The organism is Ferruginibacter lapsinanis (assembly GCF_020783315.1).
GTDB classification, from domain to species: domain Bacteria; phylum Bacteroidota; class Bacteroidia; order Chitinophagales; family Chitinophagaceae; genus Ferruginibacter; species Ferruginibacter lapsinanis.
In genome coordinates this window covers 1,338,293-1,350,615 of record NZ_CP086063.1, presented here as the reverse complement: position 1 = coordinate 1,350,615, position 12,323 = coordinate 1,338,293, and the positions used below count along the sequence as shown (strand labels likewise).

Here is a 12,323-nt window from a genome sequence, read left to right as displayed (position 1 = left end):
TAATTGTGTACTTACTCTATAACTGCGTTATCTGCGCTTGTTTCAGTTTCTGCTAATTCGATCTTTTCACGATTGTGTTTACTTATATTTTTAAAAAGAATAAATAAAGCCACTAATATCACTGAGGCGATCAACAAACTCCATAGCGGCATTGGTGTATCCATATTGTTTACGTCTACTTTACCTCCTTTTGTTCTATTCAGATAAAATAATTGCGACAGTGCCATCAGGTTGTTCATAAAATGAGCAAATGTATTCACCCATATATTTTTACTGTAATAGAAAAGCATTCCAAGTGCACAGCCCAATATAAAACGACTGATGAATAAATAATAGGAGGCGTGAATAAAACTAAATACAATAGAGGTCACTACAATCGCCAGCACTGGATTTTTCCACCAACGCATAAAAAAATTCTGCATGGTCCCTCTGAAAAATAATTCCTCGAACAAGGCTGGTAAAAATGCCACAATAAACATCCCTACAAAAAATTGCGGCCAGGTATTTAATCCGCTCATTGACGCAACGGCATCATTATACATTTTTTCTGCATTTTTAGCCAGCATATCCCAATGAGGAAAATGGGCAAACACAGCTTTGCTCATATCAGCAAACGGATTGGCAAACAAGGTGGTGCACAAAATGATTATGAAAGCCAGTACTATCTGAAATAAATTAAAATGCTTGGTAAAACCGGCCCAGGATATTTTTTTATGACATAATAAGATAAAGCCTGCTGACGGAACAAACATCAGAAAAAAAGTGCCAAATATTTGTGACAACTGCATATAAACTGCATTTTCAGGTTTCATGAGCGCCTTTAACATGGCATCCCCCAACTGCGAAAACGGCACTGAACTAGTGCCTATAGCTCTATACCCAAAATACGTTTGAACAGCCCCCGCCAACAGCAAACCAGCCCCCACAAAAGCCAATAAAATACCTAATTGAGCGGCTCCGGTATAACCTTTTATGCTCTTGTATTGCATGTATAAAATTATTTAGGCGTAAATTTACACTCATTTTAACTTACAAATTACAAATGCCAACAATAGGTAACATACAATTGTCTGATTTTCCTTTACTTCTTGCCCCAATGGAAGACGTGAGCGACCCTCCTTTCCGTGCCGTGTGCAAGGACAAGGGGGCCGATCTGATGTATACCGAATTCATCAGCAGCGAGGGATTGATAAGAGATGCTATTAAAAGCAGAAAAAAATTAGACATTTTCGATTACGAGAAACCGGTTGGTATCCAAATATTTGGTGGTGATGAAGAGAGTTTAGCACTTGCTGCAAAGATTGTTGATGTAACTAACCCAGATCTGTTAGATATAAACTTTGGCTGTCCTGTAAAAAAAGTGGCATTAAAAGGTGCCGGTGCCGGCGTATTAAAAGATGTTGATTTAATGGTACGTTTAACCGCTGCTGTTGTAAAATCAACTTCTTTACCTGTTACTGTTAAAACCCGTTTGGGTTGGGATGACAACAATTTAAATATTGAAGAAGTAGCTGAAAGATTACAGGATGTTGGCATTAAGGCATTAGCTATACATGGCCGTACTCGTGCTCAAATGTATAAGGGGGAAGCCGATTGGACATTGATAGGAAAAGTAAAAAACAATCCTCGTATCAAAATACCCATTTTTGGAAACGGAGACATTGATAGTCCTCAAAAAGCTGTCGAGTATAAAAATAAATATGGAGTGGATGGTGTTATGATCGGCAGAGCTGCCATTGGTTACCCATGGATATTTGATGAGATCAAACATTATATCAAAACCGGAGAAATATTGCCTTCTCCAAGTATTGAAGACAGAGTGGAAGTTTGTAAAAAACATCTGCACAAATCTTATGAATGGAAAGGACCTGTAGTTGGCATTTTTGAAATGCGTCGTCATTATACAAATTACTTAAAAGGATTACCAGGCATTAAAGATTACCGCATGCAATTAGTTACGTTAAAAACTGTTGAGGAAATTGATGCAGTGTTAGATGAAATCGTAACGAAATATGCCGGATATGAATTTGAAAAAACGCCGATTGAATTGATAAATTATCATGAAAAATGTCCGATTAATTAATCGGACATTTTTTTACATCACAGTTTCCGCTTTATTATTCCGAACTAATTCAATTGATTGTGCTGACTGGTACACCAATGGAATTTCTTCAATCACTACATCATTTTTATCAAGTCCAAATGCTTTTTCATCTCGTTGGCCCAAACTTTTAAGTTTAAAATAGGCCTGCAGCAAAAGCCCGTCTTTAAGTGCAAATTCGTTTTCTACAGAAATAAATTTTTCAATGACCACAAATTTAAAATCCGGTTCGCTGTTATATTTTGTCGACCCATCCGGCCGGATATGCAAATTCAATTCTTTATTAGCAACCAATTCCTGCACAATTTTTTTAAAGTACATTTCTGTTTTCGGCTGAATCCTGAAACCGATATTGATATTTACTTTTATCACTTTATCGTCTACCAATTCAGATACATCGTAACTCATCGTAAATGGCTCTTCTGTACGATTTATGTGAACGAACCAATATACATCCGCACGTTTTGGTTTTTTAGAAAAAATTGATTTCATTAATTTTTCTTCGATCTGAGTTCTGCTATTTGCTTTAGTGAGATAAATAAGATGTGTGGAAAATTTCGGAATTGAATCATCTGCACTTAATTCTATCAATTGGGGTGTATACTTCCCCAAGTCAACAAACTTTGTAAACCGATTATTGATTTTTCTTGCATAATACCAAACATACATCGTCATAAAAATAAATAATTCGAAAAACAAGAACATCCAACGTTCTTTTATCTTGGCAACATTGGCAATAAAAAAAGATGTTTCAATAATTGCAAACAAACCGATAACCAACGTAACATATACCTGATTCCATTTCAATCTGAATTTCAGATAAAAATTGAGCAACACTGTCGTCATCATCATTGCAATGGTTATTGAAAATCCATATGCAGCCTCCATTGATGAAGAAGTTTTAAAATATAAGATCATCAATACACAGCCAAACCAAAGAATTGTATTTACACTTGGGATATAAATTTGTCCTTTAATATCCGATGGCTGTCTTACGGTTACTCTGGGCCAAAAGTTTAAATTCATTGCTTCGCTTACTAAAGTAAACGAACCACTGATCAACGCCTGAGATGCAATGATAGTAGCGGATGTAGCTATAATAATGCTGGGTATTAAAAACCAATGCGGCATCATTTCAAAAAATGGATTTAACCCATTTAGTGTCGGCGATTTTAAATTCATGATCCATGCGGCCTGACCAATATAATTTATTACCAAGCTTGTTTTTACAAATATCCACGTAATGCGTATATTTTTTACACCACAATGCCCCAGGTCGCTGTACAAAGCTTCTGCACCTGTTGTAGCTAAGAACACTGCTCCCAACAACCAAAACCCTTTTGGATAATGCACCAATAACTTGTAACCGTAATATGGATTTAAAGATTTTAATACACTGGGATAATAGATCAGTTCTTTACATCCAACAACCAATAACATGGTAAACCAAATAGTCATTACCGGCCCAAATGCTTTGCCGATATTTTGTGTACCAAATCTTTGAAAAAAGAAAAGCGAAGAGATAATTGCGATCACAACACCTACAGTAATTGTATTGCCAGGAGCAAAAATATGCTCTAATCCATTAACAGTGCCTAGCCCTTCGATTGCCGATGCAACAGAGATCGGCGGCGTGATGATGCCATCTGCTAACAAAGTTGTAGCGCCTAATATTGTTATTATGGCCAAGCTTTTATTATATCTTTTTACCAAAGCAAATAAAGAAAAAACTCCTCCTTCCCCATGATTGTCGGCCCTCAACGTAAGCCATATATATTTTACAGTAGTTTGAAAAAACAATGTCCAAAATACTAATGAAACACCACCAAACACAAGCGTTTCATCAATTGGCCTGTCACCAACAATAGCTTTTAAAACATACAAGGGGCTTGTGCCAATATCTCCATAAATAATTCCCAAAGCCACTAACAATGAGGCAATAGTTACCCTGTTCAAACTTTTATGATTTGAATTCATCTTAAAAAATTAATATGTGATTGTGATTATTCTTTTACAACAAAGCGATAACCGATACCGGATTCTGTAACAATGATCTCCGGTCTGTTGGCATCTGCTTCAATTTTTTTTCTTAGTTGTGCAATAAATACTCTCAGATACTGCGACTGATTGATATAACCCGGCCCCCATACTTCTTTCAATAAATATTGATGAGTTAGAACCTTTCCTTCATTTTTCGCAAACAATGAAAGTAAATTGTATTCCGTAACCGTCAGTTTTACAATTTCATCATTTTTTTTGACAACCCTTGACAGCAGATCTATTTGAAGACTGCCGCATTTAATTAATGGCATATTATCCGCATTTATACTTCCCCGTAAGGCTGAGCGAATTCGTGCCAATAATTCTCCTGTTCGAAATGGTTTGATCAAATAATCATTTGCTCCATTGTCCAACGCTTTTACAATATCCTCTTCATCGCTAATTGCTGATAAAATAATAATAGGATTGGTAAACCATTCTCTCAATTGCACTAAAACTGAATGCCCACTCTCATCAGGTAACCCAAGGTCTAGGATGATGAGATCAGGAGGATGATTAGCTGCCACGACAATTCCCTCCTTTGCTGTAGAGGCATGTGTTACAGCAAAATCATTACTCTGCAAAGTAATTTCCAACAGTTTACGAATAGCTGCCTCGTCGTCAATTACTAATATCTCTGCCTTATTCATTTTTTAAATTTTTAAGGTAAGATGTTTCGGCCGCTATGCTGATAGTGAACCTTGCTCCACCCGTACTGACATTTTCTACATGCACCGATCCTCCCATAGCTTCTATAAATCCTTTTACAATAGATAAACCTAACCCGGTCCCCCCGGGTTTACTATTATTCAATCGATAAAATTTATCAAACACATTGTCAATTTCATTCTCCGGAAAACCTCCGCCATTATCTTCAATCATTATCTGTAAAAGATCTGTATTACAAAGAGCTACAATATCTATGCGGCAATTGGCTGTTGTATATAATACAGCATTATTTAAAATATTATATACAGCCTGTTCCAGAAGCCCTTTATCTATTTTAAAAAGCGGAATAGATGGATTAATATTGATTGCTATTTTTTGTGACGGATTATTGTTTACTTCCACCTTCTTCACAGTGCTGTAAATGAGTTCCTCTATATCGCACCAATCTTTTTTAGGTTGGATCACTCCCGAGTCTATTCTTGACATATTCAATAAATTATCCACCTGATTATTTAACCGGAATGACGCCTTGGAAATTTCATCTACCAACTCATAATTTTGCAATGGCGTTAGATTTTTACTATTCATTTGCAAATTATCTGTAGCTGCAATGATAGTAGCAATCGGTGTCCGTAATTCATGCGAAAGAGAATTCAATAATGTATTGTATAACTTTATAGTATTTGCCTTTTCTTCTTTTTGTGCAGCAATTTTTTCCACCTGCCTTATTTTATAAGTAAGCACAGCATTTATTAAGGCTATTAAAAAATACATCAAAAACAATATCCTATCTTCTGTAGAGGTGATCCTGAAAGTGAAAAGAGGTTGAATGAAAAAAAAGTTCCAAATCAATGCAGTGAGAGCAGCCGACAACAGAACAGGCAAAATATCAAACACCATGGCAAGCAGAGAAACAGTTACCAATAAAATAAATGCCACCACTCTATAACCAATATAGGCAGAAAGGAAATGACAAAATACAGCCACTGCTAAAATTAACAGTACGCTTATAATATACTGATTGAGTTTACTTACTTTATGCAAAAGATATTTTGTCATCTACTTTGCTTTGATATAACAAAAGTAAACTATAAGATATATGCAGATTATAAAACTATTATAATTAAGTATAAAGATTTTATAAAGAATAAGGTCGGGGCGCTATAAACGGTGAAACTACTTCTCTACAAACTCTATCAAACCTTTAGTATACACTTTTGCTCTCTTCTCCGCAAAATAATCAGCACTGAGACTTACAGCAGCCTCTATTGCCAATGCAATACCCAGCCCAACCCAAAATGTTTTATCCAAATTATTTTTAAAATAAAAAAACAGTAATAGACCAATCAATAACAGGCCTATTTCTATATACCGATAAACAACAAAATTTTTATATATTGTTCCCATTCTTGGCAATTCTTTTGTTTTCAATTCTCCGGGATTTAGATCATATGCATACACATTCCGTTGACGATCGCCATCACTCCTTTTGTAAACAGTATACCCTACCACCAAATGCATAATACCTACAATCAAAAAAGGGATAGCAGCTCCTTTATACCAATTCGTTTTCAAATAAAAGAAAAAGATACAGGCAGCAACAATGGCCACAATGCCGATAATGATAAAAAGTAAACTTTCATTTTTCTCTGCAAGAAAATATTTTTCAATATCAGCTTTCGAAAACATATTGCAATCATTTTATGTAAGATAGGTAAATTATGCTTTGATAGCACGCTCTACTTCTTCGCTCAAAGGAGAAACGGATGGCTCAAAATAATGTGTCAGCACACCATTTTCATTGATGAGATATTTAGAAAAATTCCATGTTGGCCACTGATTGTTCCAGCCATTTTTTGTTGCATCCGTTAGCCATTGATATACCTCATGCTGATCAGATCTTTTGGTTACAGTTGTTTTCTGCATGATGGGAAAAGTAATTCCAAAATTGGTTTTGCAAAAAACAAGGATCTCTTCATCTGTTCCTTTTTCCTGACCTTTGAAATTATTGGACGGGAAGGCAAGTATCACCAACTCATCTTTATGCAACTGATATAATTTTTCCAGATCGCTGTATTGGTTGGTATAGCCACAATCAGAGGCCGTATTTACAATCAATACCTTTTTATTCTTCAATAACGAAAAACTAAAAAGCACTCTGTCATTTTGGACGGCTTTTAAATTATAGAATGACTCAATTGGTTGAATCGACCTTGTATTTGCCTGAACCGGTTGCACCCTTGGTTTAAGCCTGGCAATGAACATCCATATCGGGTAAACGAGTTGTAAAAACTTTTGTCGTATAGTCACGTAATCTCTTTATTTTTATTCTTTGGCAAGATACCATAAAACAATTTCATGACGGACGAACAATATATGCAAGTGGCACTAAAAGAAGCCAAACGGGCTTTTGATGAAGGGGAAGTTCCAGTTGGAGCAATTGTTGTGATGAACGACAGGATAATTGCCAGGGGATACAATCAGGTTGAAAAACTAACGGACAGTACTGCACATGCCGAAATAATTGCGCTAACAGCCGCTTTTAATTTTTTAGGTAGTAAGTATTTACCTGAAGCTACATTATATGTAACTGTTGAGCCTTGCCTCATGTGTTGCGGTGCTTTATATTGGAGCAAGATCGGCAAAATAGTTTGGGGAGCTGATGATGAAAAAAACGGACACAGAAAAAACACATCGCCTAATAATCCCTTCCATCCTAAAACAGAACTGGTGAGTGGCGTACTAAAAGATGAATGTGCTCAACTAATGAAAGACTTTTTTAAAGCAAGGAGATGATTTTCGAATTCCGAAAAACAAAAACTTAGTGTCTGGTTTTCAATCAATAGATAGTAAATTTGTTCTCCATTCAAAACAATATTAAAAAATAACAATTATGGCATTTACACTCCCGGCTTTACCATATGCACATGATGCATTGGAGCCACATATCGACACTACAACCATGCAAATACACCATGGCAAGCACCATCAGGCCTATGTAGACAATTTAAATAAAGCTATTGCAGGCACAGAACACGAAAGCAAAACAATCGAACAACTGGTAGCTGCTGCAGGCTCTATCAGCCCGGCTGTACGTAATAACGGTGGAGGTCATTGGAACCACACTTTTTTCTGGGAAAGTCTTGCGCCTAATGCAGGTGGTGTACCTTCTGGTGATCTGGCTGCGGCTATCGACGCTGCGTTTGGTTCATTCGACGCTTTCAAAGAAAAATTTGCTACAGCTGGTATGACCCGTTTTGGTAGTGGCTGGGCCTGGTTGATCGTAAAAGATGGCAAATTAGAAGTATCTTCTACCCCTAACCAGGATAACCCATTGATGGATGTTGCTGAAGTAAAAGGCTCCCCTATTTTAGGTGCTGATGTTTGGGAACATGCTTACTACTTGAAATATCAAAATCGTCGTGCAGATTATTTAGCTGCATTCTGGAATGTAGTAAACTGGAGCAAAGTTGCTGAAAGATTTACGGCCGCTAAATAAATAATAATCAAAATATTTTACCTGCCGGGAAGAAATTTTCTTTCCGGCATTTTTATGCTATTTCTTTTTTGCATAACCGCTTTTTGGCCATTCCAGATATACACCTCTCTTGAATTTGTTGTTTTGCTTTTTTCCTTTTTCGTTTCAGTCGCTTCTTCCAGCAATTCGTATTCTTCTATCAACTTGATTATCTTATTGGGTTGACCACCGATTTCATTCGGAAAAAGCAAGGTTTCTGAATGATAAAAAACATCGGCATCACCTACACTATATTTAGTGGGAAGGGGCAAAAGTTTCTTTCCCGTCCAACCATAGTAATAGTAGTTTGTCGGTACTCCACAAGCTTCTCCTCCTAAAGACACCCTCACTACATTTGTAAGATTTTTCAATCTTACATCTCCCAATAACTTCATTTCAGCGTAGCTAGATGTTACATTGGGTTCTGTCTTCCATTCAGCGATACACACTAACGTATCTTTTCGTATGGCCTTTACTTGAAGCACATACCTTACATCGTCTGCATTATTTATTGTCTTGTCTATCCCACAAATAAAACTGGTTTTATCAAAATCAGTTTTGCCAAACGCAAGTAACCCTAACCAAACATACCCTTCTTTATTACCACATTTGATTTTCACCCACGGAGCATACACCCCTTTAATTGTTTCGAATTTTGTTGTGCGTTCTTTAAAAACAACTTCTCTTCCTACGGAAAAAGAATCCAGTATTTTACTTTGAATACCCGGTGATGAACGCAGGAAAGCTTTATTCGAAAATACATAAAGAGGGCTATCCTCCTGTGTAACCCAAATATCGTAATCCAGATTATAGACTGTTTGTGAAAAGACATTTTTGCCAGACAGCAAACAAACCAACAATAACAAAATTATTCTATTCATTTTTATGGATTTATTCTTCTGATCCAACCTTCTATACTTAAGGGACGGGGTCATGCCCATGCCCACCCCAAGGATTACAACGTGCTATTCTTTTTGCCGTAAGCCATAATCCTTTTACAGGGCCATATTTTTTTAAAGCGTCTATACCATATTGTGAGCAAGTGGGAGTATACCTGCATTTGCTACCCAGCCAGGGAGATATTATCAACTGATATAATTTTATCAGCAGGATAAAGGGATAACTACTTATCTGGAGCAATGTTTTCATTCGCAATTTTTTGCAATTGTTTTAATGCCTTTGCTTTCTTAGTAAAAATCAGATCATAATCGGGCACTTCATTTCCCGTGAACAAAAAAAATACAGCCAGATTTTTGCCGGCAATTTGTAATTGTTGCAACAAGTCGTTTTTTTGTAGCCGATAGGCTTCTCTCATTAATCTTTTGATCCGGTTTCTATCCACCGCCTTTTTGAAATTTCTACTGCTCACACTAAACCCGGCCTGGAGTATTTCTTTGCCTTTCCCCTGCCGGCTATCGTCTGTAATCTGTGGTCCGTGGTCCGACGTCGAAAGTATATAGATAACCCTAAATGGAAATGCTGAAAACGATTTGCCTGTTTTGAACAACTGCTCAATCATTTTACGACTTTTAAGCCGTTCGTTTTTACCAAGTGTATATCGTATTTTTTTATCCAATGATACAAAATTAAAAAAGCCCTCCTAAAGGAGAGCTGAATATTTTTACGTGATCCTCTGAAAGGAATCTGAAGATTCTATTTCTTACCGAAGCGTTCGTCAGAAACGGTTAATTTAACACGTCCTTTTTTACGGCGACTAGCTAACACCTTACGGCCATTAGCAGTTTGCATGCGTTGACGAAATCCATGTACTGATTTTCTACGACGTACATGCGGCTGGAAGGTTCTTTTTTTACCCGGCATTTTATTAGTTTTTTCCTTTTACAAAATTATTTTTCTAAAACATTCATCAGGGCACCATCCCTATGAATTGTGAAAGGACGGCAAAAGTAGTAAAAAATTATGAATTATGGGTGATGAATGTTGAATTTATTTAGCCATTATAGCGCCAAATGCGTTGATTTTACCGATTTTCCGTAGAAAGCGGAGGCATGGCTATCAAAATCTTCGGCAGAATCAGTGGTAAAAAAGCTGATTTGGGCATTTTTGCTCAACTTTTGATCGATCTCAGGGTGTCTTTGCAGGTACTCTACCAAACTTTTGGCCACTATTTCTCCCTGAGAAACAACATTAATGCCGGGCGGGACATGCTCTTTTATCTTATCCATTAATAAAGGATAATGGGTACAGGCCAATAAAATGGTATCGATCTCATTTGATTGAGCTAATAAATGATCAATATGCTTTTTTACAAAATAGTCTGCGCCCGGTAAATTGTATTCATTGTTTTCAATTAAAGGCACCCACATAGGACAAGCCTCCTGGTAAACTTTTGCTGATGGATAAAATTTACTGATCTCCATCGGATAACTGTTTGATTGCACTGTACCATTGGTACCCAATATTCCTATATGATTTGTTTTACTGATACTTCCGGCTATTTCTGTAGTAGGCCTTATTACTCCCAACACTCTTTTGGAACTGTCTATCTTAACCAGATCATTTTGTTGGATAGTTCTTAATGCTTTGGCAGATGCTGTATTACAAGCCAATATTACCAATGGACAACCTTGTTGAAAAAACCATTTCACACACTGTAACGTATACTCGTATACGGTAGTAAAGCTTCTGGTTCCATAAGGAGCACGGGCATTATCTCCCAGATAGAGATAATCATATTGTGGCAGCGATTCAACTATCTCTTTCAAAACAGTCAATCCTCCATATCCACTGTCAAAAACACCAATAGCACCCTGTTTACTCATACATCAAAAATAAAGCTAAATAAATAAAAAGCCATCTCTTGAAGGAGATGGCTGTAATATAGTTAACCAAAATATTATTGGCCTGTACGCACTGCCGGCTTGGTAGTAGGCGGTGTATCCTTAATATTCAATTTCTTTTTTACCAAAGGCAACAAATTATCTCCTGTTGGTGACACGATCAAAGTGTTAGCATCTAATACATACGTATATCCATTTTCTTTTGCTACCGTTCTAATTGCCTCTATTGCTTTAGCCTGAATGGGAGCAATTAAAGTTTGTTGCTTTTCTCCGATCATTTGCTGCATTGTTTTGTCCCAACCTGAAACTTTTTGATACAAAGCCAATAGGTCGTTTCTTTTCAATTCTTTAGTAGCTGTAGAAAGTTTTGCTGAATCTTTTACAAAAGCACTGTCTTTTTCATTCAACTCCTGTATATAATCGTTTCCTTGCAATTGTAGAGAGTACTGATAATCTTGTATAGCTGAATCCGCTGATTTAGCTTCAGGCATTACACTGATCAATTCTTCGATACTTATATAACCGATCTTGGTTTGTGCCGTACTTGTATTTGTAAATCCAAAAATCGAAAGTCCCACTGCTACTACTGTAAATAATTTTTTCATTGTTCTTTTTTAAATGTTTATGCTTGTATAGTTTGTTTTTTCAGATTGATCGCTGCATAGCAATCTTACTTTATAATTTATTTAACACCCAAAAATCTCAATACATCATCACTGCGATCAAGTTTGGGATCGGCAAAAATAACGGTAATTCCTTCACTTTTATCCAGAATAAAGTCAAAAGATTTATCAACCGCCAGTTTTTGAATCGCTGCATATACTCTGTCTTGTATAGGCTTGATAAGTTCTTGTCTTTTTTTGAATAAGTCGCCTTCAAATCCAAAACGCTTTTTTTGGAGGTCTCTTAATTCTTTTTCTTTATTGAACAATTCGTCTTCCCTCTTTTTTTTCAGATCATCCGGCAACATGATCTGCTCAGCATCATAGCTTTTGTACATCTTATCGAGTTCAGCTTGTTTGTTATCGATCTCTTGTTGCCATTGCTGACTAAATCCATCGAGTTTTGTCTGAGACTCTTTATACTCAGGCAATTTCTCTAAAATATATTTTGAGTCAATGACTGCATAACGCTGAGCATTGGTGATAACTCCTGCTATTAATAAGCAAAAAGCGATAAATAATGTCTTTTTCAT

The 12,323-nt window shown here is 36.5% G+C and carries 16 protein-coding genes; 3 read left to right on the top strand and 13 right to left on the bottom strand.

Features of this window, described 5'->3' with window-relative positions; all coding sequences use genetic code 11:
• Positions 1-11 precede the first annotated feature (11 nt).
• Positions 12-989, bottom strand: a complete 978-nt coding sequence (locus tag LK994_RS05945; protein WP_229761978.1) for a CPBP family intramembrane glutamic endopeptidase — start codon at positions 987-989, stop codon at positions 12-14.
• Positions 990-1,042: 53 nt separating this feature from the next.
• Between LK994_RS05945 and dusB the strand changes: the two genes are divergently transcribed.
• Positions 1,043-2,083, top strand: a complete 1,041-nt coding sequence (dusB, locus tag LK994_RS05940) for a tRNA dihydrouridine synthase DusB (RefSeq protein WP_229761977.1) — start codon at positions 1,043-1,045, stop codon at positions 2,081-2,083.
• A 12-nt stretch (positions 2,084-2,095) separates the two neighbouring features.
• Here dusB and LK994_RS05935 read toward each other — a convergent pair whose 3' ends face one another.
• The 5 genes from LK994_RS05935 to LK994_RS05915 all read right to left on the bottom strand — a co-directional run bounded on the left by LK994_RS05935 (position 2,096) and on the right by LK994_RS05915 (position 7,120).
• The gene (locus LK994_RS05935; RefSeq protein ID WP_229761976.1) at positions 2,096-4,078 is read right to left on the bottom strand and encodes a KUP/HAK/KT family potassium transporter; all 1,983 of its coding nucleotides are present in this window, start codon (positions 4,076-4,078) and stop codon (positions 2,096-2,098) included.
• A 26-nt stretch (positions 4,079-4,104) separates the two neighbouring features.
• Positions 4,105-4,791, bottom strand: coding sequence for a response regulator (locus LK994_RS05930; RefSeq protein WP_229761975.1), 687 nt, complete (start codon positions 4,789-4,791; stop codon positions 4,105-4,107).
• On the bottom strand, positions 4,784-5,869 hold the full coding sequence (locus LK994_RS05925) for a sensor histidine kinase (protein WP_229761974.1): 1,086 nt from the start codon (positions 5,867-5,869) through the stop codon (positions 4,784-4,786). The genes LK994_RS05930 and LK994_RS05925 overlap by 8 nt, the downstream gene beginning before the upstream one ends.
• Positions 5,870-5,986: 117 nt before the next feature.
• Positions 5,987-6,499 (bottom strand): hypothetical protein, encoded by a 513-nt coding sequence (locus tag LK994_RS05920; protein ID WP_229761973.1) that lies wholly within the window; start codon positions 6,497-6,499, stop codon positions 5,987-5,989.
• A 30-nt stretch (positions 6,500-6,529) separates the two neighbouring features.
• Positions 6,530-7,120: a glutathione peroxidase gene (locus tag LK994_RS05915; RefSeq protein WP_229761972.1), complete on the bottom strand. Its 591-nt coding sequence runs from the start codon at positions 7,118-7,120 to the stop codon at positions 6,530-6,532.
• Between the two features lie 48 nt (positions 7,121-7,168).
• Here LK994_RS05915 and LK994_RS05910 point away from each other — a divergent pair, with 48 nt between their 5' ends.
• Together LK994_RS05910 and LK994_RS05905 are read left to right on the top strand one after the other, a co-directional pair.
• Positions 7,169-7,606 (top strand): nucleoside deaminase, encoded by a 438-nt coding sequence (locus LK994_RS05910; protein WP_229761971.1) that lies wholly within the window; start codon positions 7,169-7,171, stop codon positions 7,604-7,606.
• A gap of 97 nt (positions 7,607-7,703) precedes the next feature.
• Positions 7,704-8,309 (top strand): superoxide dismutase, encoded by a 606-nt coding sequence (locus LK994_RS05905; RefSeq protein WP_229761970.1) that lies wholly within the window; start codon positions 7,704-7,706, stop codon positions 8,307-8,309.
• A 17-nt stretch (positions 8,310-8,326) separates the two neighbouring features.
• Here the strand turns inward: LK994_RS05905 and LK994_RS05900 are convergent, their stop codons facing one another.
• The 7 genes from LK994_RS05900 to LK994_RS05870 all read right to left on the bottom strand — a co-directional run bounded on the left by LK994_RS05900 (position 8,327) and on the right by LK994_RS05870 (position 12,323).
• Positions 8,327-9,208 (bottom strand): SH3 domain-containing protein, encoded by an 882-nt coding sequence (locus tag LK994_RS05900; RefSeq protein WP_229761969.1) that lies wholly within the window; start codon positions 9,206-9,208, stop codon positions 8,327-8,329.
• Positions 9,209-9,245: 37 nt separating this feature from the next.
• Positions 9,246-9,476 (bottom strand): membrane protein insertion efficiency factor YidD, encoded by a 231-nt coding sequence (gene yidD / locus LK994_RS05895; protein WP_229761968.1) that lies wholly within the window; start codon positions 9,474-9,476, stop codon positions 9,246-9,248.
• Entirely contained in the window at positions 9,451-9,903 is a 453-nt protein-coding gene (rnpA, locus tag LK994_RS05890; protein ID WP_229761967.1) for a ribonuclease P protein component, read from the bottom strand. Before rnpA ends, yidD begins: the two co-directional genes overlap by 26 nt.
• A gap of 77 nt (positions 9,904-9,980) precedes the next feature.
• Positions 9,981-10,148, bottom strand: a complete 168-nt coding sequence (gene rpmH, locus LK994_RS05885) for a 50S ribosomal protein L34 (RefSeq protein WP_229761966.1) — start codon at positions 10,146-10,148, stop codon at positions 9,981-9,983.
• Between the two features lie 137 nt (positions 10,149-10,285).
• Positions 10,286-11,110, bottom strand: coding sequence for a glutamate racemase (murI, locus tag LK994_RS05880; RefSeq protein WP_229761965.1), 825 nt, complete (start codon positions 11,108-11,110; stop codon positions 10,286-10,288).
• Positions 11,111-11,184: 74 nt separating this feature from the next.
• Entirely contained in the window at positions 11,185-11,733 is a 549-nt protein-coding gene (locus LK994_RS05875) for an OmpH family outer membrane protein (protein ID WP_229761964.1), read from the bottom strand.
• Between the two features lie 77 nt (positions 11,734-11,810).
• A complete protein-coding gene (locus tag LK994_RS05870; protein ID WP_229761963.1) occupies positions 11,811-12,323 on the bottom strand; it encodes an OmpH family outer membrane protein in 513 nt (170 codons plus the stop codon).

Excerpts from the sequence above, each read along its gene's own strand:
- LK994_RS05945 (WP_229761978.1), bottom strand. The coding sequence starts at position 989 with ATGCAATACAAGAGCATAAAAGGTTATACCGGAGCCGCTCAATTAGGT.
- dusB (WP_229761977.1), top strand. The coding sequence starts at position 1,043 with ATGCCAACAATAGGTAACATACAATTGTCTGATTTTCCTTTACTTCTT.
- LK994_RS05935 (WP_229761976.1), bottom strand. The coding sequence starts at position 4,078 with ATGAATTCAAATCATAAAAGTTTGAACAGGGTAACTATTGCCTCATTG.
- LK994_RS05930 (WP_229761975.1), bottom strand. The coding sequence starts at position 4,791 with ATGAATAAGGCAGAGATATTAGTAATTGACGACGAGGCAGCTATTCGT.
- LK994_RS05925 (WP_229761974.1), bottom strand. The coding sequence starts at position 5,869 with ATGACAAAATATCTTTTGCATAAAGTAAGTAAACTCAATCAGTATATT.
- LK994_RS05920 (WP_229761973.1), bottom strand. The coding sequence starts at position 6,499 with ATGTTTTCGAAAGCTGATATTGAAAAATATTTTCTTGCAGAGAAAAAT.
- LK994_RS05910 (WP_229761971.1), top strand. The coding sequence starts at position 7,169 with ATGACGGACGAACAATATATGCAAGTGGCACTAAAAGAAGCCAAACGG.
- LK994_RS05905 (WP_229761970.1), top strand. The coding sequence starts at position 7,704 with ATGGCATTTACACTCCCGGCTTTACCATATGCACATGATGCATTGGAG.
- LK994_RS05900 (WP_229761969.1), bottom strand. The coding sequence starts at position 9,208 with ATGAATAGAATAATTTTGTTATTGTTGGTTTGTTTGCTGTCTGGCAAA.
- yidD (WP_229761968.1), bottom strand. The coding sequence starts at position 9,476 with ATGAAAACATTGCTCCAGATAAGTAGTTATCCCTTTATCCTGCTGATA.
- rpmH (WP_229761966.1), bottom strand. The coding sequence starts at position 10,148 with ATGCCGGGTAAAAAAAGAACCTTCCAGCCGCATGTACGTCGTAGAAAA.
- murI (WP_229761965.1), bottom strand. The coding sequence starts at position 11,110 with ATGAGTAAACAGGGTGCTATTGGTGTTTTTGACAGTGGATATGGAGGA.
- LK994_RS05875 (WP_229761964.1), bottom strand. The coding sequence starts at position 11,733 with ATGAAAAAATTATTTACAGTAGTAGCAGTGGGACTTTCGATTTTTGGA.
- LK994_RS05870 (WP_229761963.1), bottom strand. The coding sequence starts at position 12,323 with ATGAAAAAGACATTATTTATCGCTTTTTGCTTATTAATAGCAGGAGTT.